Consider the following 21,217-nt stretch of genomic DNA (forward strand, 5'->3'; position numbering starts at 1 on the left):
CGCCGCCCCTCCCCCGTATCCCTTGGAGGGGGCGCGGCTCGGGCGTTAGGCTGACGCTGCGACAGACGTGCGGTGTGGCGGACATGGGGGGCAGTTGTGGCGGGGGACGGGGTGAGGGTCGATGCGTCGGTTCTCAAGGGTGAGGGCTTCCACATGTTCGAGGTGGGGCAGGACTTCGCCCTGGCCGCGAAGGCGCTCTTCGAGGGGCTGAACGCCATTGAGGAGGACTCGGGCAAGACGCCGCCGTGGGGCGACGAGGAGATGGGCGAGCACTTCGGCGTCGTCTACGAGGGCCTGCGCGACGGCATGAAGGACTCGATGCCCAGCCTGGCGAAGCGGATCGCGGGCATGGGTCTGAAGTTCACGACGATGGGTGTGAACCACGAGAAGCACGAGGCGGAAGAGGACGCGAAGTACGCGGCGCTGACGTCGCAGCACGAGGCCGACGGCGGCGCGAAGGTGAACAACTTCAGGTCGGTGTGAGGCGCCGGTGCGTCTGCGGTGCTGCTGATGTGCTGAGTCCTACCGGCGGATGAGGTCGGCGGTCAGCGAACGGCGGCCGGCGTACGGGCGTCCGTACAGCGCATGGGCCTCCTGCCGGACCGCCCGAGCACGTCTACGATCGACGTCGAGTCAGCACACACGGCCCCAGGACCTCTTGCCGACGATTGTGTCGGCGAGTTCCCACCCAAGGCAACGCGAGTCAGGCAAGGACACCACCCATGACCCCGGAGACACCCGCCCCCGAGCCCCAGGTCCCGCCCACCACTCCGGAGCAGGCTCTGGAGATCGTCCGCAGTCGTTACGCCCAGCCCAAGCTGGCGGACGGTACACCGGCCCCGATGCACGTCCACGAGTTCGACATCGGCTACCTGGTGTACGCGACCTTCCCGCCGACCACCGACGCGGCCGGCCGGCCTCGGCCGGCACAGCCCGGCGGCAGCAAGATCGTGGTGGCCAAGGACACCGGCGAATCCGTGACCGTACCCAACTACCCGACGGAGAAGGCCGTCGCGCTGTACCGCCGGCAGCGCGAGGCGGGCGCGTAGGGACCGCCGCCACGACAGCCGCCGCGGCACGCACACCTTGTTCACCGGATCCGCCCTGTTCGCAGCACGGTTGTGACAGGAGCGGGCTCCAGCAACGGCGGTGATGGTTAGTAAGCTCTAGCCACAGCCGTACTTCGTGTGATTCTCCTGTCGTTGGGGGACGTTGTGCGGCGGTTGCCTATCGGGGGTGTGGCGCGCTGTGGCGATGATGTTGCCGGATGAGCTCGAGTGGGTCCTGAAGATGCTCGGCTACAACTGGCCGACAGCGAACGAAGACCTGCTCAGAGACTCCGCCGCGCTGTGGCGGAAGTTCGGTGACGACGCCCAGAAGCTTCGAATACGGGCGGACACGAGTGCACGGACGGTGGTCGCGCACAACGCGGGCGAGTCCATCGACAAGTTCACGACCCACTACAAGAAGTTCTCCGACGGCTCGGACGGCTACCTCGCCAATGCCTCCGAAGCCGCCTACATCATCGCGAACGCCTTCGAAGCCGCCGCCTACATCGTCGAGTTCGCCAAGTACGCCATCATCGTCCAGCTGATCGCACTGGCCATCCAGATCGCCGCCGCAGCCGCCGCATCGATCGTCACGTTCGGCCTCTCCGCAGCCGCCGGAATGGCCGCCACCCAGATCACACGCCTCGCCGTACGACGCATCCTCGACGCACTCAAGGACGCGCTGATACAGGCCGTCATCGAAATGATGAAGGAACCAGCGGTCTCCGCCGTCCAGGCCATGGTCACCGACCTCGTGAGGCAGTCCGTCAACGTCGGCTTCGGCACGCAGGAAGGCTTCGACCTCGGCAAGACCGTCAAAGCCGGTGCCCAGGGCGGCTGGGAAGCCATCAAGCAGAGCCCGCAGACGTTTGCCGAAGGTGTGCGCGACGGCCTCGGCAAGAAGGCCGGCAGCAGCATCCGCGACGGCATCGACAGTGGCTACAACAGCAGCATGGACGCCTATGCCAACCGCAACAATCCCAGTGCGGGCAGCGGTGACGGGGGCAACGCCGACGGCTCGGGGAGTGGCGGTTCGCGGAGTGGCGGCTCCTCCTCCGACGGCTCGAACTCGTCGGCTTCGGGTGCGTCGGGCTCGAACTCCTCCTCGTCCAGTTCATCGGGCACTTCCAACTCGTCGGGCGCATCCAACTCGTCGGGCCCGTCCGGCTCCTCCAACTCGTCCGGCCCGTCCAGTTCCCCGGACTCCTCCAGCTCGGATTCGTCGACGACCTCACGGTCGAGCACCAACACGGGCAACACGAACATCGGTGGCGGCATATCCGCCGACGGCGACGGTCCGGCGGCCTACAACGCCCCCGACCTCGGGAGCTTGCCGAACACCGACACCGGGAGCAGCACCCCGGACTCGTCACCCAGCACCTCGGACACCGGGCAGAATCCTTCCTCCTCGAACTCGCCCGCCCGGCCGACCCTGTCGGACTTCGACGACCCTTCACCGAGCAACACGGCGCCCTCCCCGTCTCCGACTGCGGACACCAGCAGCAACACCCCCAGCGCGGGTGACAACCGCGGCGGCTCGCCCTCAGCCGGCGGCCTCACCTCACCCACCCCCCAATCGGCGCCCACGCCGACGGGCGGGAGCACACCCTCCTCCACGAGCAGCGGCGGCTCGATCAGTACGTCCATCGACAGCCTGGCCGCCAGCATCCCGACCCAGTCGAACGCCGCCCCAGCACCGACCACGGCCGACCCTTCGACCGCAGCGGGTCCGCGTCCGGACGGCAACTCCCCCATGCCGACCTCACCCACACCGCCCTCCACAGCGGGGGACGGCGCGGCAGGGGCACGTACAGGCTCGAACACCACCCCGGGCGGTTCCCCGTCCGCCACCGGCCCGACGAGCCCCAACGCCTCACAGGGTCCGCCCAGGACCCCCTCCACCACCCCGGGCACCCCCAGCCCCACCGGAACGGGCCCCGCCTCCACCCCGAGCCCGACACCGTCGACACCGCCCCGCACGCCGACACCCTCGGCCGACGTACGCACCCCGGGCGCGACGCCCGGCGCCGTGACGAGCCCCACCGGAAACACCCCTGGCGGGGCGAACACCCGTACTCCGGGGACGCCCCCGACCACACCGGGCACGAGTGACGGCCGCACCCCGAACCCGAACACTCCCGCCCCGACCGGCGGCCGTACGCCGAACACGCACACCCCAGGCCCTGACGGCAGCCGCACCCCGAACACGCACACCCCAGGCCCGGACGGCAGCCGCACGCCGCCCCAGAGCGCACCGGCCCCGGCCGGCGGACGGCCTTCCGCCCCTACGCCCACCACGCCGAGCTCGACAGAGGGCCGCAGCCCCCACACGAGCCCGAATCCGGGCTCCACCACGCCGAACCAGGACCCGCGGCAGCCTGCCCCGCCCACGAACACGACGCCGCCCAGGACCCCGACGGCGACTCCAGCGGCGACGCCGGGTGCGGCCAACACACCCGGCAACGGAACTCCGGCTCGTACACCCGACGCCGCACCGCCTCCGACGGCCGGCAACAGGCCGACCGCGTCGCAGTCGGGTACGAGCACCGCCCCGCCACGGCCGCAGCAGCCGGCGGGCAACGCTCCCCACACGCCGAGTAGGCCGGACACACCCAACACGCCGCAGCAACCCGCCAGCGGCAACCCCGTTACGCCGTCGAACACCCCTAACCAGCAGCAACAGCAACCTCAGGTGACCGCGGTACCGATTCACACCGCGGTGCCCACCCCGAGTCCGGCGGGACAGGCGTCGAGCCCCCCTCCGTCCGGCCCGAAGGAGCCCGGTTCGCCGCAGGCCGACCCCGGCACGCCCGACAAGCCGGAGCCGGAGCCGGACAGCTTCAACGACATCCGCGACGACTTGGACCACTCCCCAGGAGGGCTGAGGGAGCCCGACCCGCAGGACCAGCAGATCCTGGCGAACGCCGTGCCGAAGAACCCTGACGGCACCCCTCAGCGGTTCCCCGACCCGTTCGGTCCTTGGAGCCAGCTCCAGAACGACGGCGGCAACCAGGTGCCCGGGCGCAGCAACAACTGCGCCGACTGCTCACGCTCCTTCCTGGAGACCTGGTACGGGAACCCGCAGGTCTCGGCCCCTCGCACCCCGGACGCCGACGAGGACGGAAACCCCGACCCGTTCTCGCCGGAGAACAACGCGAACGAGAATCAGATGCGCTGGGCGGGCACGCCGTACACCTACTCGGGACCCGGCGACGATCCCAACACCGCAGCGGGCATCGCGTGGGACCTGGAGCAGGCCGGTCACGGCGCGGCGGCCATCGTGCATGTGGACTGGGCCGACGGCAGCGGCGGCCACGCCTTCAATGTCGTCAACCACAATGGCACCGTCGTCTGGGTCGACACCCAGAGCGGTGAGGTAAGCCACGAGCCGCTCCACATCGCCGACGCAGAAAACGTCTGGCACATCCCCTTGGACGCCGACCGGAACCCGATCCTCCCGCCGGAGACCGAGACGGACGGCTCGGACGAGACGACCGACGACTCCGAAACGGGGACGGACGACTCGCACGAAGGAACCAACGAATCCCCGTCACCGGAGAACGGGCAGAGCGCCCCGGAGAACGACTCTTCGGGCCCCCAGGGCCAGCCCAAGGCCGGTGACGCGACCGGCAACTCCAGCATCCCGGACAGCCGGGCCGGCCAGGCCACGCCCTCGGCCGGAGACACCGGCAGCAACCGCTCGGAGCAGAGCTCTACCCCGAACCCCACCAGCACGGGCCTCTCGTCCACCCCGAGCCCGTCGGCGTCAACCACGCCGACAGCCTCGCCGGACGGCCGCGCCCCGGGGCCAGACACCCGTACCCCGGATCCCAACCAGTCGGCCCCCAACACGACACCGGCCAGTTCGACCACACCCGAAACCTCGCCCGGCCGGACACCGACTCCACAGGCGAACACACCCAACACCAGCACGCCGAACTCGCCGAACTCGCCGAACAGCGGTACGCCCAGCCCGGGGACGACGCCGACGGCGTCCAACTCGAATCGCCCCGAAACAACCACGCCGTCCCAGGACCCGAGGCAGCCCGCACCCCCCAGGGAAACCCCGTCGCCGGCCCACACGCCGACGGCGGCACCGAGCCCGGCCGCCCCGGACGCCACCACCCCCAGCCAAACGCCCGAAAGTGCACCGCCGAACAGCAGCCCCCCGGGCACCCCTAGCGCTCCCCACCAGTCCGAAGCCACCTCCACGCCGGCCTCGGCCACCCGCGACAACACACCCCCGGGCGGCGTCACCGACCCGACGCGCGCGGAGCAGGACGCCCTGGAGAACTCCGTCCCCCGGGACGAGAACGGCGACCCCATCCGCCCGCCGGACCCGGCGAACGGCCCCTGGGTCCAGAACATCAACGGCGACGGTCCCAACACCCCCGGCCGTAACAACAACTGTGTCGACACCGCCCTGTCCACCGTCGACACCTACTCCGGCAACCCGACGGCCGCGGGCGCCCGCACTCCTGACCTGGACGCGAACGGCAACCCGTCGGACCGCGGCGAGAAGGGCGGCCGCGACCGAATAGAGAACGCCCTCGGCGCCCGCTTCAACGACATGGGCAACGGCCGCGACGCCTTCAACCGCCTGGAGAACACCCTCCGCCAGAGCGGCCACGGCTCTCAGGCGGTGATCATCACGCAGGACGCGAACGGCCGCGCCCACGCGTGGAACGCTGTCAACCACAACGGCAAGATCACCTACATCGACGCGCAGACGGGACGAACGAGCCCCAGCCCGCTGCACAACGGGAACAACGGCGTCTTCGCGATTCCCCTGGACTCGAATCGGCAGCCGGTCCCGCCCGACGGGACAGCCGACAATGGCCAGTCCACACCAGTCTCCGACCGACAGACACCGGAAACGTCGGGCAGCGCCGATCGTCGACCGCCGGAGGATCCGACAGGGGCGTCGCAGGACCCACAAGGCACCGACGAGAACCCGCACCCCAGGGACGATCCGCAGCGCCGGGAGCACTCTCGGCTCACCGAGCCCGAGACCATCAACTCGACGCACTACGGCATGAACCCCATGCCGGACCAGCAGAATCTGCGGCAGACCAACGACGTCCGACAGCTCGATCTGGACCCGGTCAACCAGCAGCTCAACGACTGGCTGACCCCCATTCCGAACGAGGACGGCAGTGGCACTTCGCGCGTGCCGCTCGTCGACGCCCTGCGGGCGTGCAGTCCGCCCCGGCCCGACGATCCCAACCACAAGCCGACTGTTCTGCGGCACGACGATCTTCGTCTCATCTTGCCGGGTTTCGATGACATGCACCCCGGCGAGCGAGGCGCGGTGGTCGCGTCCCTGGCCCGGTTGAGCCACAACTTCCACGAGTCCCACGGCGTCGGCGCCAGTCCGGAGCCGCTGGACGGCTATCCAAGGCGAGGAGCCGAAAAACACGCCACCGCAAACTGGGTTCCGGGGCGGAGGGACGAAGAAATCACGGAAGCACTCAGTAAAGAGCTGGGCGGAATCGCTGAAAGCCTCAAGAACGCGGGGCCCCATCGCCCCGACTTCACCGGGCGCAACTACGCGGCAGTCGAGGTCTACGACCCTGAGAGCAGGAAAATAAGCTACGTGGTCGACAGCTCTTACCCAGGAACCGACAACAAGCATTCCGAGAAGAACATCCTCGACTATCTGGATGCGGTCAACGAGGCCCGCGGGGAAAGGCCACATTACGAGCCACTCAGCATGTACACGGACCGGGAGCCGTGCGGCAAAGGTTCGGGGTATGCGAACTGCGCCAGGTTGCTTTCGCAGAGAATGATGGGAGTTGACGTGTTCTACGGAACCGGATACCGCAAGAACGCGGAAATCGTGGATCCCGAGGAACTACCGAAGAACAAGACCCTCAAGGCACAGCTCGAGGGTGACCTGATCACCAATCTCAACGAGCTTGGTAAGGTTTGGACCCGTGCCATGAAGGATGGGGGCTTGAAGGGTGGCTCCGCTCCTGAGTAGGACTCGACAGGAAAGGAAATAAGCCACTATGAGTTTTCAGATCAGCCCGCAGGAAGCCGCAGACGAGATGCGCTCGCGCCTGGAGCAACTTTCGCCTACGAAGGGCTTCCTGTACCTTGACGGCCCTTCGGGGGCCGGGAAGAGTCAGGTCCTCAGGGATTTCGCTGACAGCTCCCCGAGCACTGCGCTCGTCGATGCCACAGGCTGCTCCGCGCAAGAGCTGACGGATCGCGTAATGCGCGCCCTCGGTATTCCGTACGGTAATCACCGGAGCATCTTCGCTCTCACCGACCTCATAAAGGAACAAAAGCTCAGCCACACCGTCCTCGTTGCCAATACGCAATGGGCCGGCAAGACGCGGTCGAGCGCTGAGCCCGCCAAGGTCGCTGCCGGAGTCGCGGTCGAGTTCGGCATCAAATCCAAAAAGATCGGCATCAAACTCGTCGTCGAGGTCGACAGCGAGGTGTACGACCTCAGCCCCCGCAACCGGGACCCCATCCTGCTTTCCCCCGGCCCTCAAAGCGTCCGGCCGTCGCTCGATTCACTGCTGCCACGTCAGCACACGGCGGTGACGGCGTTGGCCCTGGCTGAGCCCCACAGAGTGCGCTTCGAGGAGTGGCAGGCGCTGTGCTCTGCTCTAGGTACCGACTTTGACGTCGCTGAACTTCGCACGATCAGCGCCGAGTCGCCCCTCGTAGCGGTCGACCCGACCAGCGATCTGCCCGTCGGGTTCACCCACGAACGTGATGCCCGAACTCTGCGCGAGACACTTGCCGCCGACGCCTTCGGCGCTTTTCAACACGCTGTCGTGGACCGCCTCTTTGCCTGCGGCGACGGCGACCCCCTCCATGACTATCGGTCCCGCGCCCTACCCGCCCACGCCGCCGTCGCCAGTCGTTTCCAGGAACTTGCCGAGGACCCCCGCAACCTCGTCAAGTGCACCCACACTGCGCTGCTTGAGGCCTTGCCCGTCGCGTTTCCCGATGGTGTACCTGCCGGAACCTTGGCTGCGGATCTGCACTACCTCGACGCTCTCGGCATTGCACCGTCCTCGCAAGCGGAGTGGGTGTCGCTGCTGCATCTCCTGGCGATAAGTCAAGGCGACGAGGGGCGGGCCCGGGCCTTGGCCGATGCGGCCGGTCCGCTGCCGTGGCGGACCGTCTGGACGCACTGGCGGGCACCCGGCCGGATCCGTCCCTGTCCGCCCCAGATCGATGTCGTCGAGGAACTGCACGCCCACCCCGACCACGCCACGTTGACCAGTCTCACCCGGGACCGCTTCCAGCAGACCTGGCATGTACTAACGGGTCAGCTGCTTTCGACAACGGGCCGATTCCAGGGAGCCAGGGCGCCCTTTATTGCAGAAGCCCCCTTGCCTTCGGTAAGAAAGCCGCCGCGCTGGCAGGCCGAGCACTCCTGGAACATGGTCCGCCTGTCGTCCGTCGACGATCCATCTGTATCCCGTGTGGTCCAGGCGCCCACGGTCAACGACGCGGTCTGCATAGGCGATCTGGTAATTCTCGGCGGGAACCGCGGCATCTACGCCATCGAACCCGACCCCGACTACAGCGAGACCGCTCCGCTGCCCGCACTGCCCGCCGTCGGCCCCCTGACTCGGGTCAAGCCACGCCCCTTCGACGAAGCTGCCTGTCGCCCCACCCGCGCCCTCGTGCTCGACCTATTCGACGCAGACACCGCTCCCCTCCTGACCGAGGAGCAGTTGCCGGCCGGCCTGACCCATGAGGCAACCCGCCGCTTTCTTACTGAGGTGGGCTTCCCCACCGTCACCCACTTCTACAGCCTCACCACGCGCAATCTGGCCGGAACCGGCTTCGTCGAGCACAGTTGGGAAGGCACCAAGGAGTTTGCAACGCCTGTCGGTGACGGACCGTTCTACGATCTGGGCACTTGGCTGGGCGGCGCCCTGCTCCTCGATGGGCCCACCGGCCGGGTACTGCGCCAGTCGAGGGAGGGCGCGGTCGACGACGATCGGCCCGGCGACCCCCTGGCGGGTTCGTCCCTGGCCCAGTTCACGGCGATGATGTGCCTGCAGTGGAAATACATGCTGGCCTACGTCACGAGCGGCGGACTGGACAGCGAAGACCTCGTCGCGGAACTCAAGGCATGGTTGGCGGGCATCGATTCTGCGGCGGCGGCCACCAGGAACTGGGGGCAGGTCACGGACTCCGACGAATTCGTCTACTTGTAGACATCCGTAGGCTCCGGCCCCGCCGGTCACCGCGTCTGCCCGACACCGTCGCGCGGACCATAGGATCACCGAGTAGGCGCATATGTCCGTGAGGGCAATGGACAGGGACGCATGACGACCACAATTCAGTCTGACGCAGTCCCGTTCCCTCCAGCCCTCTCCGGGCTTGCTCGACCAGCAACGTACAAACACGTGCCCGAAGGGCGGAAGACGGAACCCATGACCAGCTCTACCTACGGTTACGCGCCGCACCCCCACATAGGCGGCCGCACCGCTGCCCTGCGCGCCCTGGCCGCGTGGCGGATGGGTTTGCCCGGTGCACCGCGTGTCGTGGTCGTCACCGGGGGCGCCGGCAGTGGACGTTCACGGCTGATCACCGGTTTCCTGATGCTGTGCGAGCCGGAACACCGCAAGCGGGTGCCTGTCGATCAGCTGGATCCGTCGACCGTACCGCCCGAGCTGCCCGCTCCTGCCGTGCCAAGCGCCGAGGGGCTGACCGCCTCGCAGATTCTGTGGTCGCTGGCCGACTACTACAAGCTGAGTGCGACCAGTACTAAGGCTGTGTACACCGAGTTGGCGGAGCTCGAAGAACCGGTGAGCGTAGTCGTCCCCGATGTCGACCGGGCTGGACCAGTGCGTACGGCGGGCGAACCTGTCCGAGTGGTGCACGAGGTACTCAAGCCGCTCGCCGCCACCGAGACCGTCCGTCTGCTCGTCGACATACCGCGTCCTTTCGTGGCCGAGTTGGCCGATGGTCTGCCGTACGACGCGGTGCAGATCATCGATCTCGACGAACCGGAGTGGGCCGACCCCGAGGCGCTCGTACTGCACGCCGAGGCCGCGCTGAGTCCGCGGTCCGAGGCGCCTGAGCTGCCGTTTACCGTCGACCCCGTGGCCCGCCGCGCACTGGCTGCGGTAATCGGGCGGCGAGCCGGGACCAGCCCTCTGGTCGTACAACTGGCCGTACGCAGCATCCTCATGGCGCCCGAGGGCTTCGACCCAACTGACGAGCGGTATTTGCCCGCCTCCGTCGGCGAGGCCCTCGACCTGCATGCCCGTCGGCTCGGCGCCGACCCGAAGACGCTGCGGCTGATACTGGCGCCCCTCGCCCTTGCCGAGGGGGACGGGTTGCCGGTGGAGATGCTGCCGCAGCTCACCGGCGCGGTAGCCGGGCGGGACATGAACGAGGCGGTCGCCGGCGCGATGACGCTCGCGGCACCGTTCATCCGGCTGAGAGAGGCTGACGGCGACGACGGGCGCACGTTGCTCGCCCTTCTGCACCCCGCCATCGGCGACGAGATCCGCGCCGGCCTCCAGAGCGTCCGCGCCGCCCAGTCGCGGATAGCCATGGCGCTGCTCGAAGCGGTGCCGGAGCAGGACTGGGGCAAGGCCGACCCGTACGTACGTGATCACATCGCTGGGCATGCGCTCGAGGCCGGGCTGCTCCAGCAACTACTCACGGATCCGGGTCTGTTCGTGTATGCCGATCCGATGCCGCTGCGGGTAGCCGTTGAGGCCGTACCACTGGACACGCTGGGGGCGCCTGCCCACACATACCTGCGTACTGCCCCGCTGCTAACCCGCACCGAGGCACCTGACGCGCTGCGCGCGGCTCTCCTCGAGACCGCGTTCGTCGAGGACGGTCTGCCCGAGTACGCCGAGGCCGTGCACCGGCTCGGGTTCGGCCTGCCCTGGCGTACCCTTTGGAGCCTGCCGATCCCCGGCATCAGCGCCGTGTCTGTCGGCAGCCTTCCCCGCCCCGGAGAGCCGGCCACCCCCGTCGCCGTGCTCGTCGTACCTGCGGACACGCCTGGCGCTCTTCGCCTCGGTGAACCCGCCCGAGCGGATCAATCCGCGGTGCTCGTTCATGGCCTCGCGCAACCGACGCATTTCGGCAAAGCCGACCCCCGCCAGATCGTGCGGCCCTCCGACGACGAGCGGACGGCCGCCCCGCTGCGCCTCAGTCGCGGTGCCGACTATCTGCGAGTCTGGGACCGGGCGAGTGAGGAGGTCGTGGCGGCGCTGATCACGGACACCCCCTTCACCGCTGCGGAACTCTCCCCCGACGGCATCCTCCTCGTCGCCACCGAGCGCGGTGCGAAGGCCCTGCGGATCCTGACGCCCACCACACCGATAACCTCCTAGGACCAGCCTCAGCCAGCCAGAACCGTCCCCAGTGATCTTGAAGGAGCCTCCCGCGTGACCACCCAGGAGCAGGCACTCGCCATCGCCGACCGTTGGCTCAACCCTGACGGCAGCGAGGCGGACCGCCGCGAGGTCAGGATGCGGGAGTTCGACCTGGGCTGGGTCGTGTGGGCCGCGCCCGCGCCGATGGAGCGCGACCCGGAGACCGGGGAGCGACGGCCGCCTGCCGAGATCGGGGACGCGTGCGGGGTCGTGGACCGGCGTACCGGCGAGCTGACGGTCTGGCCCTCGGTGCCGGTCGACGAGGTCGTACGGATGTACCGGCAGAAGCACGGCGGGGACGGATCAGGAGCCGACGCCCGTCCGGTGACCGGCCCCGGGAACACCTCCGTCTTCACCTACACCGACCCGGCCACCGGCGAGGAGACGACCCTCTTCCGCAACTCCGGCCCAGGTCTCCCGCCGTCCGAGCACCAGGTGGCGACCGAGCTGCGGCATATGGGCGTGCCGAACGAGAACGTCCTCGCGATCCACACCGACCTGCGCCCCAGCCTGCTCCCCGGCGGCTACACCGCCGAGCTGCTCAACACGTATAGGAACGCCAGCCTCTCCTGCTCCCAGACGTACGGCGCCCGCCCCGAGGACCGTGCCGAGGGCGTCGCCGGGCTGGTCCAGCACGTCGAGATGATGCACCAGGTCGCGGGCCAGCAGCCCCCGCCCCGCCCCCACCGCGTCCCCGTACCCACGAACGTGCCCCCCGCCGAGCCGCTGCGAGACGTGGCCCTCGGCCGCCACCTCACCGACGTGTTCGGCTCCGACGGCGTACGCCGCTACGACGCCGACGACCTCGCGGCCACACAACTGCCGCAGGACACCCAGTCGTTGCTCACGTGGGCCGGCCTCCCCGTCGACCTGCCCCTCTTCTTCACCGCCGACCGGCCCGACGCTCCCCCGGCAGGCGGCCTGTTCACCGACGTGGCCTCGAATCTGCGCGCGCGCCGCAGCCCGGCCGGCGAGGAGAAGATCGGCGCGCTCGAGCACCTGACCCGTATCGGCTGGGACGGCGTCGCGGTGCTCGCCGTGCAGTGCCTGCCCGGCTCGAGCGAGCCCAACGGCCTGGGCGCGGTCTGGGCGATCGACCCCGTCACCGCCTCGCCCCGCTACGTGAACATCTCGGCCGGCGCGTACGTCCGCTCCCTCGCCCTGCTCGCCACGGTCCGCGAGCGGATGCAGGGACTCGACCCGGTAGCAGCGGGCGCGGCGGTGGCGGAACTGCAGGAACAGCTGGTCGCCATCGACGCCACGGCGCTGGTGAACCCCGACGGCTGGTGGTCGCTGATCGTCGAGCAGATGTGGCACGGGCTGTTCTGACGGGGCTGTCGTTCCCGGGAGTCCTACGCCTCCCGGCGCGAGCTGCGTGCTGCGCGCCTGCACCATGCCAGATGTATCGACAGAAGGCACCCGTGATCGTCGACTACCGCTCCTTCGCGGGGCGCCTGAACAGTCCGTGCCGCACCCGATGGAGTCTCCTGGAGGAGTTCCAGCGGGAGTGGGGCCACTCCGAGACGGTGGGAACGCTGCGGGAGACCGGATCCAGGGAGGCAATCGTGAGCACGCCCGCCGCGTTGCACGAATGGCTCGAGTCGCCGTGCAACGCCGTCACGCGAGATCCGGAACTCTTCGACGTCCAATGGCTGTTGCCGCCGCGAGAGCTGACACCGCAGGTGCCGGTCCACGCCGACGGCGTAACGGTCGATGCGCTCCTCCACGTCTTCCTGGCGGAAGGTCAGGGCTGCAACTACTGGGCCTATCGGGCCTCACACGCGTCCGGCCCGATCCAGTGGTCCTGGTCGACGACGACCCGGACGGCGACGGGCCGGGATGGTACCAACAGAGCTGCTCGCTGGCGGAGTTCGCCCTCCAGCTCAGCGCGGTGCACCTGCCGCGCAGGCTGGGTCGGGTCGCGGGCAAACCGACGATCGGCCCCGACACCGTCGCGCGGGCTGCGGCTGTCTTCCCCACCATGGGTTTCCTCCCCTGGCGCGAGATGGCTCAGCACACGACGCTGTACGGCGCCCGTGACGCCATCGTGTACGTGGACTACAGCCGCAGCCCTCACCGCGAGTTCGACTGGGACTCCCCCCAGCTCGAGATCGCGGCACGGACGCAGGAAGCGCTGCTCGATGCCGGGCAGGCCCTCGGCCTGGAATGGCACGACGACGAGACCGGGCCGCCGCCAGGGCCGCGCCGGCGTACGGCCTGAACCGTACGGGCGGAGCAGGAAGGAAACCGCAGCCGCCAGGTGGCACGGTCCCCCGGTCCGCGCTTCTCGTGGGCTTCGCAGGCGCTGTGCGCGAGCTCAGTACAGCGAGAAGCCGCCGCTGTGACGGCCCGGGCTCTGCTTGCGGGGCTGCTGCTCGTCGGCGCGCGTCGGCGCGTTCGGGTCCGAAGACGCCCCGTCGTTCGCCGGCGTTTCGCCCAGCCTGATCTGCTCCTGCTCCTCGTCGGAGAGCGACTCCCACTGGTTGCGCAGCGACGCCATGGGGCCGCTGCTCAAAGCCCGCACCGCCGTGGGGTCGTCCAGGGCGTCACGCAGTTGGAGGCGGCCCGACAGCAGGTTCTTCGCCGTGTCCTGGAGCTCCTTGCCGGCGCCGCCACCGTCGGCGAGCTTGCGCAGCGCGGAGTTCAATGAGCGAACCTGCTCCGGGTCGAGCGCTTCGTCCCACACGCCTCGGTCGGCATCGGGACCCTTGGGGTTCTGGGGCTGCTGGGCCATCTCGCTTCTCCTCACCTCTCGTCCCCGCAGTATCTCCCGCCATCTGAAGTCGGCGCACGTGCCGCCGGACAGACGGACGGACCGACGGGCGGTCAAGCAGGCGAGCTACGGAGCGAGTGGACGGCTGACACGCGTGACGAGTGACGGGTGAACGGACGGGTGCTCAGAAGACCCTGCGTGCAAGCCCGGCCCGCTCAGCCCTGGCGATACGGTCCGGGCCGGCGGACTCGCGGTCCGAGGCCAGCCTGTCCCACTTCTCGGGGTGCATGAGCAGCAGCGCGCCGCTGCTCGGCACGAACGCGATACCTCCGAACGGCAGGTCACCCGCCACCCACACGCCGTCATCGATGCCCTCCGGCCATGGATCACGACGCCTGCTGCGGCGCGGCACCTCGAGCACACGCAGCAGCGGAGACCTCGTGCCGTCGGAGTCCTTCAGTCTGAGCGTGAGCTCGGGACGCCCCCTGGTGGCATGTTTCCCGTCCTTCTTCACGACGTGCGGCCAGAACTCCTCGAAGGAGTACTGGCGCAACGCTTTCCGGCACGCACGTGTGATGACGACGGCGGACGGGAGCCTGTAGAAGAGGAGGACCAGGAGCCCCATGATGCCGATGCCGGTGAAGGGCGCTGTGACGGACACGAGCCAGTGCCATGTGCCGTCGAAGGCTCCTGACTGCACAAGCAACGGCGGTACGACCGCCATGGCCGCGAAGGTCACACCGTACGCCAGGTACCTCTTGACCACATGGGAGGTCAAGCGTTTGCGCAGCTCCTCCGCGTCCGCGGCCGGGGACGCGTGTGCGACGTGCGGTGCTTCCGGCATGGCTCTCCTCTGGTTACGGTCACTGCTGTCCGACTCGGGCACTGCCGTGGCTATCCGAAATCGTTTCTCATGGCGTTCGTGGTGGCCGAGCCGTGGTCCGTGCCGCCGTCAGCGCCCGTCTCTTGCCGGGGTGACGGGTCGGTGAACGACAGGGTGTGCGCGACGCCGAGCAACACGTTGCGGTAGTCGTCCGCGAGATCGACAGCGGCCGTCACCAGCTGCACCACCACGATGTCGGGCATGCCGCTGCCCGTCACCGCGACCGTACCCTGCCAGACGACGTCCTCAGCAGGGACACCGGCGCCCTCGGGCGGCCTGCCGGGTGCGACCGTACGCCGCTTCCTCTCGGCGATGAAGCCCGTTCCGCACGGCAGCTCCAGAGGGCGCATGCCTTCGTCCGGGTTGTCGGCGGCGGTGCCGGCCATGCTGGCGAGGACGAGCTTGGCGTTGACCCCGGAGGCCGGGACGGTCGAGACGGTGAGTACGGAGGACACGGCTCCGCCCGCCTCGTCCGGGTGGAGCCCGATTGCGCAGCCCTGCACCTGCTGGGCGTTGAGCAGGCCCACGACGCCGGTGTAGAACCGCACGACCTCCTCCGCACGGTCGCGCAGTTCGTCGGGCAGGCTGAGTACCTGCTGAATCAGCGCCACGACCTGCTCGAACGGCGGATTCAGGTCCAACTGCAGGTAGCCGTGCGGCAGTACGTACCAGAAGGCAGGTCGCGGCTCGCTCGCCACATCCGTGTACGTCTCAGTCACTCTTCAACCCGCTTCTCACTCGCCGTGACACGCTCGCTCACAGCCATCCCAGTAGCCCCGCGATGCTGTGCGCGGTGGCAGCGGCCTTGGTGCTCTCCGCGGCGTTGTGCTCGCCGCCTTCCTTGTCGACCACGCCCAGGCTTTCCAGGGACGAGACGACATTCGCTGCCACGTTGACGCCGTTGGCGGTGACCTCGCCCATCAGCTTCGCCGACCCCGAGGCGGTCTCTCCTGCCGCACGCCATGCATCGGCGACCTCGTCCGAGGCGGACTTCGAGAAGGCGGGGACGATCTCCTTGACGAACGCGCCGGCCTTCTCGGTATTCGACACGGCCACGCCCATCCTGCCGGCCATGCCCACGCCGTCGGCCACCTCCTTCGCCGCCATGCCGAGGGCCTTGCCGCCCGGAATCATGCCCACCGTGTCACCGGCGATGGAGGCCCATGCGGAGAACATGTCCATGCCGCTGCCGCCGCCGAACAGGTCGCTTCTGAACTTCGGATCGGAGAGGTTCTTGGACATGGACGCGGCGCTCGCCACGACCGCGATGCCGGCGAACAGCGGCGCCAGCGGCGTCGGGAAGAGCGCCAGCATGCCGGCGATGGCGCCGATCGTTCCGGCGTGTTCGTACAGGAACGCCCCGACGGCCTTGATGCCGTCCCAGATGGCGTCGACGGCCTTGCTCAGCCAGCCCGGTTCCCTGGGCGCCAGCTTGTCGGTGGCGTCGTCGAGCGACTTGGCGACCGTCTCGGCGTTGTCCGAGTGCGTGGTCTCCAGCGTCTTGGCCTTGGTGATGACGTCGTCGTACGCGCCGTTGGCCTGGTTCAGCGCGGTTGTCGCCTCATTGAGGCTGCGCTCGGCCGCCCGCAGGCGTGCTGTGGCCGCGTCGGCCTGCTCCTGGGTGTCGAACTGCCGGCCGGCGAGTTTGAGGTCGGGATGCTGTCCGGCCTTGTCGTGCCGCTCCTTGGCCGTGTTGGCGGCGGACTTCTTCTCGGCGGCGGCCGCGTCGTACTTCTGCGCCAGGTCGCGGTTGGCCGTCAGATAGCCGTCCCAGGTCCCCAGCTGGGCGGACGCCTTCTCCAGCGACCGCGCGGCGTTCTTGATGTACGTCGGCAGTTCGCCGTCTATCGCCTCGCGGAACGCCTTGGCCGCGTCGCCCTCCCAGTAGCTGCTCTCACCGATGAGCTTCTGGAGCTGGGTGTGGCATGTACGCAGTGCGGTGGCGGCGGTGGTGACCTTCTGCTTCAACGCGTTGACTTCGGCCGGTATGCCGGGAACCGGGTTCCACCCGAGGTTGGGATAAGGGTTCACGGCCATTACTTCGCGCCCTTTCCACCTGAGGTGGACTCCTGGGCCATGTCGTTGAAGGCTTTCTCCAGGGCCTTTTCGACCTCTTCGTAGCCCTTCTTGTTCGACTTCACGCCCTCACTGATGGCGTCGATCATCTTCTTGGTCTGCTCGGACCCGTACTTCCAGCGTTCCTGGAATCCGTCGCACGCCTCGTCGAGACGCTTCGTACCGATCTGGTCGGCACGGACGTGATCGAGAGCGGCGCGCGCCTCATTGAGATCACGGACGCACCCCTCGAGGGTCCGGAGAAACTCCCCCAATTGATCCGTGTCTGCCTTGAAATGATCCCCCATGGATCGGTGTTCTCCCTCATCTACTACCGACTCATCACTGACAGGCGACTCTCGGAGCAGCCCCGGAGGATGGCAGCCGAAGCGCACCCGGCGGCCGGATCAGCGGACCGGGCGGCGCAGACTCCCCGACGCTTCCCGGGCAGGTCCCGCAGGGGTGCGGGACGGGCCGCACTCACCCTCAGCGACCAGGAAGCAGACTTCAGCCCCTCTGGTAACACCCTCCCCATAAGTCACACAACACCCTACGACCTGCGCGATCGCCGGGTCGCAGCCGCCCGCGACGGGTTCCGTGGAGAACTTGTGACTGCGGCTGGCGCTGTACGACGTGTGACGCGAGATGCGGTGAGTCGGGTGGCGGGTGGACGCGGGGAACGGAAAGCCCCCGGTGGCGGGGGGCCGGCGGAGTCGTCGACCTGCGCTGCGCGTCCACCGGGAGCTTGGTGTCTTGAGTGCCTGCGTCCACTACCGGTGACGAAGGAAGGTGGCGCGGCAAACGGATCCGGCTGGCCGGGTTCTGTGCCCAGGCTGGGCGCCACTCTGCCGGCGGGCTGGGTGATGGACTTCGCCGTAACGGTGCACCCGGCAGTCAGCGAAGGTACGGAGACGTACGACTGCTGCACCCGCTGCTGCACCCGCACAATGGGGCAGTGCGCGCGGGCCGCTCACCCGAAGTCGTCCCTGATGCTTCGTCGGCGCGACGTCGTCCCTGCTGCAGGGGGTTCGCCGGCGCCGTCCGATCCGCCCGCTCCATCCGGCCGAGCACTGGCTGCGGGGCGCGGGCCGCCTTCCTGGCGAGCGCTCGTGGACGGGCTCGTCGCGTCGGGGGCCACCGGAGGGACGGGCGGGCTGCCTGCCGCTTGGAAGCGGCGGTGTGAAACAGCGCCGATGCCCACTCCGCCGGCGCCGCCGACACCGCCCCCAGCGGCGTTGACCACGGCGTTCTTGAGCCACTCCGGCTTCCCGCTGCCCGTGATCCTGGACACTCCGTCAACGGCGACTCCGCCCGCGACGTTGCCCGCCGCCCCGCCCACGATGTTCTCCGAGGCGCGCATTCCCAACTGACTCATGCCACGGTTGCGCAGCAGGGCATTGGTCCCTCCCGCCCCGGCCAACCCCATCGGTGTACCCGCGAGCGACGCGACACCGCCCTGCCAAGTCGCTTCGCCGAGGCTTTCGGCATCGACTCCTTCACCTGTCGCCATGTCGCTTGCGACCGCCGTGAAGGTGTTCCCGGCCCAGTTGATGCCGAAGTCCACCAGCAGCTTGGCCAGCTTCGTCGACCGTTGGTAGGCGCGCATCGCTGCGGCGATGCCTCGCAACAGCCGGCCGAGGCGTTCGGAGAGGCTGATGGCCTGCCCGGCGAGCCGTGCGACGTTGGCCGCTGCGGCCGCACTTCCGAGGCCGAGCGTGACGAAGGACAGGGCAACGCCGACACCGATGGAGACGCCGATCTCGATGTAGATGTCGTGGATCTCCGAATTCACCTGCTCGATCGAATCGGCGGCCTCGTCGAGCTGCCTGGCGATCTCGTCGTACTGCTCCGTCGCCTTCTCGACCTGCGCCTTCATCTCGCGCCAGTGGTCCCTGAACGCTTCGGCCGCAGGTCCGCGCCAGGTGTCCCCCACGACGTTCTCGACGTTCTTGTCGAGGGCTTTCAGCAGCCCGTCGGCGCCCGCTACCTCCTTCTGCAGGCGACGCCACGCCTTGGCGGCCTGCCTGAGCTCCTCCGGCCTGCCGCCAGGGTTGACGAGCTCGATACCGAGCTCTACGAGCTCCTCACCTACCGACTCGTTGCCGCTCACTTCTTGGCACCGTCGCCCTTCGCACCGAAGAGGACCGCGACACCTTCGTCGGTGACCTCTGTGTTGCGGTGCACCTTTCGCAGGGAATCCGCTACGGCGTCCAAATACTTGTGCACCAGATTCAAGGCGTCGGCGGCGTCCGATGAGTACTCGACGTATTCGGTTCTCAATTCATCGGACTCGGTCAGGAAGCCGAATCCGTCCGAGATGGCTTCCTCTCCCGTCTCGTCGATGAACTTCTTCAGATGCGCACGTAAGTCGTAAGCCCGAGACTCGAATTCGCGGGCGAGTTTCCTGCCTGCGTCCTGTGCGTAGAACGGCGCGTCGTCAGCCACGTGCGACTCTCATTCGGTTGGCTGTGAAGGGGGGCAGGCGGGAGACCGGCCCCGGAGAGTGCGCATGTCGGCTGGCAGCCGGTGGGTGACTCGTGTTACCGACTGTCGAAACCCCTGTGCCGCCCGGCCCGCGCTCCCTCGTCCGGCCCAACGATCAAGCCACCGTTCTGGACATGGTCTCGTCCTATCGGCTGAGGCGCGGGGGCTGCGGGACGTGTCGCCGCAACCTCGCCGACGGCCGGCCGGCCGCGTGCGGGGGTCGCAGTCGAGCAGGGCTCGACAGAACGACGGAGCCCGTCGCGCTCACCCCGGAGGGGGCGGGCACGACGGGCTCAGTCCTGGCGGTACGGCCTACTGTCCCTGGTACGGCGGGTGTTGGCCGTAGGGGTTCTGTTGCTGGGGCGCGTGCCCCGAAGACTGGTTGGGGTACGGCTGTTGTGCGGTGGGGTACGCGGGTTGGTTCGGGTACCCGCCACCCTGAGGACCTCCGCCGCCGGGGCCGCCGTTGCCTCGGTTGCCACGGCTGCGGATCACTGCGAAAACGATGCCGCCGATGACCAGCACACCTGCGATACCGGCGATGACGAGGATTGTGCCGGGGGACGACTTCGTGCTCTTCTTTGCTTGGTTCGAGCTGCTGTCGACGCCGTCGGACGCGCTACCGGCCTTCGAGGACGTAGACGCGGGGGCCTGTGCAAGGGGGCCCTCCTTGGGGCCCTTGGGGATGTCCATGGTCAGCGCGGAACCGGGGCGGGCGATGCCGTAGCCGTACTGACGGTCGGGGACCTCACTGACCTTGTTCTTGAGAAATGACGCCGATTTGATCAGGCGGTTGATGACTTGGCCGGCTGTGAGGTCTGGGTACTTGGAGCGTACGAGAGCTGTGATGGCTGAAACGTAAGCGGTGGCATGAGAGGTACCGTCCGCCACTCCATAGCCGCTGGCGAGGTTAGGCTCGGCGGCCAAAATTCGGACGCCCGGAGCAGCAAGAGTGACTCCCTTGCCAGAGTTCGACTGATGCCAGAGAGCGAATGATTCATCAACCGCAGTGACGGCAACCACACCCGGCAGAGCGGCCGGGTAATTCACCGTCCCGCCATCATTACCTGCACCGGAAACCACCACGACATCGCGATCCTGAGCATATTTGATCGCTTTGGCTCCCTTGGAACCGGGGTAGGCATTGTCATCGTTGAACGAAAGGTTGATGACCTTGGCACCCTGATCCACAGCGTATCGAACTCCGGCTGGCCAGGCCGCGGAGTCCATGTACTTGCCAGCGTCAGCACGAACCGGCAAGATTTTGGACTTAGGTGCAAGACCCATCACACCCGCAGAATTGTTGGGCCCATGCCCACGGCCAGCGATTAGGCTCGCCATTTCCGTACCGTGGCCATCGTCATCCTGATGGGGATCATCACCGCTGAAGTCTTTTCCGGGCAGGACCTGCCCTGCCAGATCGGGATGACTAGCGTCAACTCCTGAGTCAACGACGGCAACGATAACGCCGGCCCCCTGAGATGTCTCCCAGACCCTCTCTGCGTCGTACACCCGCAGCGGCCATTGCTTGTCCCGCATCGAATCACCGGCTGCCATGGGGGCTGAAGTGAGGAGCAAGGCTCCTGTCAGCGCCACGACTCCTGTCGTGGACCAGACTCGCTTGACACCCATTCCTTGCTCCTCACTCAACTAC

The 21,217-nt window shown here is 68.2% G+C and carries 15 protein-coding genes; 7 read left to right on the forward strand and 8 right to left on the reverse strand.

Going from position 1 to position 21,217, the window contains the following annotated elements; all coding sequences use genetic code 11:
• The first annotated feature begins 111 nt into the window (after window positions 1–111).
• The 7 genes from AC07FK_RS00065 to AC07FK_RS00095 all read left to right on the forward strand — a co-directional run bounded on the left by AC07FK_RS00065 (window position 112) and on the right by AC07FK_RS00095 (window position 13,649).
• Complete coding sequence (locus AC07FK_RS00065; protein ID WP_138909827.1) at window positions 112–483, forward strand: hypothetical protein; 372 nt, start codon at window positions 112–114, stop codon at window positions 481–483.
• 239 nt (window positions 484–722) lie between these two features.
• The gene (locus tag AC07FK_RS00070) at window positions 723–1,049 is read left to right on the forward strand and encodes a hypothetical protein (RefSeq protein ID WP_479101137.1); all 327 of its coding nucleotides are present in this window, start codon (window positions 723–725) and stop codon (window positions 1,047–1,049) included.
• 205 nt (window positions 1,050–1,254) lie between these two features.
• A complete protein-coding gene (locus AC07FK_RS00075) occupies window positions 1,255–7,032 on the forward strand; it encodes a toxin glutamine deamidase domain-containing protein (protein WP_479101138.1) in 5,778 nt (1,925 codons plus the stop codon).
• A gap of 28 nt (window positions 7,033–7,060) precedes the next feature.
• Entirely contained in the window at window positions 7,061–9,241 is a 2,181-nt protein-coding gene (locus tag AC07FK_RS00080; protein ID WP_479101140.1) for an SUKH-4 family immunity protein, read from the forward strand.
• A 330-nt stretch (window positions 9,242–9,571) separates the two neighbouring features.
• Window positions 9,572–11,386 carry an ATP-binding protein gene (locus tag AC07FK_RS00085; RefSeq protein WP_479101142.1) on the forward strand — a complete coding sequence of 605 codons (1,815 nt, stop codon included), beginning with the start codon at window positions 9,572–9,574 and terminating at the stop codon, window positions 11,384–11,386.
• Window positions 11,387–11,440: 54 nt separating this feature from the next.
• The gene (locus tag AC07FK_RS00090; RefSeq protein WP_479101143.1) at window positions 11,441–12,757 is read left to right on the forward strand and encodes an SUKH-4 family immunity protein; all 1,317 of its coding nucleotides are present in this window, start codon (window positions 11,441–11,443) and stop codon (window positions 12,755–12,757) included.
• Between the two features lie 469 nt (window positions 12,758–13,226).
• Complete coding sequence (locus tag AC07FK_RS00095) at window positions 13,227–13,649, forward strand: hypothetical protein (protein WP_479101145.1); 423 nt, start codon at window positions 13,227–13,229, stop codon at window positions 13,647–13,649.
• Between the two features lie 96 nt (window positions 13,650–13,745).
• Here AC07FK_RS00095 and AC07FK_RS00100 read toward each other — a convergent pair whose 3' ends face one another.
• The 8 genes from AC07FK_RS00100 to AC07FK_RS00135 form a co-directional block, all read right to left on the reverse strand.
• On the reverse strand, window positions 13,746–14,162 hold the full coding sequence (locus tag AC07FK_RS00100; RefSeq protein WP_479101147.1) for a hypothetical protein: 417 nt from the start codon (window positions 14,160–14,162) through the stop codon (window positions 13,746–13,748).
• Window positions 14,163–14,325: 163 nt separating this feature from the next.
• A complete protein-coding gene (locus AC07FK_RS00105; protein ID WP_479101148.1) occupies window positions 14,326–14,985 on the reverse strand; it encodes a hypothetical protein in 660 nt (219 codons plus the stop codon).
• A 50-nt stretch (window positions 14,986–15,035) separates the two neighbouring features.
• Window positions 15,036–15,743 carry a hypothetical protein gene (locus tag AC07FK_RS00110; RefSeq protein ID WP_479101150.1) on the reverse strand — a complete coding sequence of 236 codons (708 nt, stop codon included), beginning with the start codon at window positions 15,741–15,743 and terminating at the stop codon, window positions 15,036–15,038.
• Between the two features lie 37 nt (window positions 15,744–15,780).
• The gene (locus tag AC07FK_RS00115; RefSeq protein WP_479101152.1) at window positions 15,781–17,061 is read right to left on the reverse strand and encodes a putative T7SS-secreted protein; all 1,281 of its coding nucleotides are present in this window, start codon (window positions 17,059–17,061) and stop codon (window positions 15,781–15,783) included.
• On the reverse strand, window positions 17,061–17,354 hold the full coding sequence (locus AC07FK_RS00120) for a hypothetical protein (RefSeq protein WP_479101154.1): 294 nt from the start codon (window positions 17,352–17,354) through the stop codon (window positions 17,061–17,063). Before AC07FK_RS00120 ends, AC07FK_RS00115 begins: the two co-directional genes overlap by 1 nt.
• 695 nt (window positions 17,355–18,049) lie before the next feature.
• Window positions 18,050–19,189: a WXG100 family type VII secretion target gene (locus AC07FK_RS00125; RefSeq protein WP_479101156.1), complete on the reverse strand. Its 1,140-nt coding sequence runs from the start codon at window positions 19,187–19,189 to the stop codon at window positions 18,050–18,052.
• Window positions 19,186–19,524: a hypothetical protein gene (locus AC07FK_RS00130; protein WP_479101158.1), complete on the reverse strand. Its 339-nt coding sequence runs from the start codon at window positions 19,522–19,524 to the stop codon at window positions 19,186–19,188. Before AC07FK_RS00130 ends, AC07FK_RS00125 begins: the two co-directional genes overlap by 4 nt.
• A gap of 351 nt (window positions 19,525–19,875) precedes the next feature.
• Window positions 19,876–21,159, reverse strand: a complete 1,284-nt coding sequence (locus tag AC07FK_RS00135) for a S8 family serine peptidase (RefSeq protein WP_479101160.1) — start codon at window positions 21,157–21,159, stop codon at window positions 19,876–19,878.
• Between the last annotated feature and the right edge of the window lie 58 nt (window positions 21,160–21,217).

This window comes from Streptomyces sp. NPDC046122 (genome assembly GCF_056429965.1).

Excerpts from the sequence above, each read along its gene's own strand:
- AC07FK_RS00070 (WP_479101137.1), top strand. The coding sequence starts at position 723 with ATGACCCCGGAGACACCCGCCCCCGAGCCCCAGGTCCCGCCCACCACT.
- AC07FK_RS00115 (WP_479101152.1), bottom strand. The coding sequence starts at position 17,061 with ATGGCCGTGAACCCTTATCCCAACCTCGGGTGGAACCCGGTTCCCGGC.
- AC07FK_RS00080 (WP_479101140.1), top strand. The coding sequence starts at position 7,061 with ATGAGTTTTCAGATCAGCCCGCAGGAAGCCGCAGACGAGATGCGCTCG.
- AC07FK_RS00100 (WP_479101147.1), bottom strand. The coding sequence starts at position 14,162 with ATGGCCCAGCAGCCCCAGAACCCCAAGGGTCCCGATGCCGACCGAGGC.
- AC07FK_RS00075 (WP_479101138.1), top strand. The coding sequence starts at position 1,255 with ATGATGTTGCCGGATGAGCTCGAGTGGGTCCTGAAGATGCTCGGCTAC.
- AC07FK_RS00105 (WP_479101148.1), bottom strand. The coding sequence starts at position 14,985 with ATGCCGGAAGCACCGCACGTCGCACACGCGTCCCCGGCCGCGGACGCG.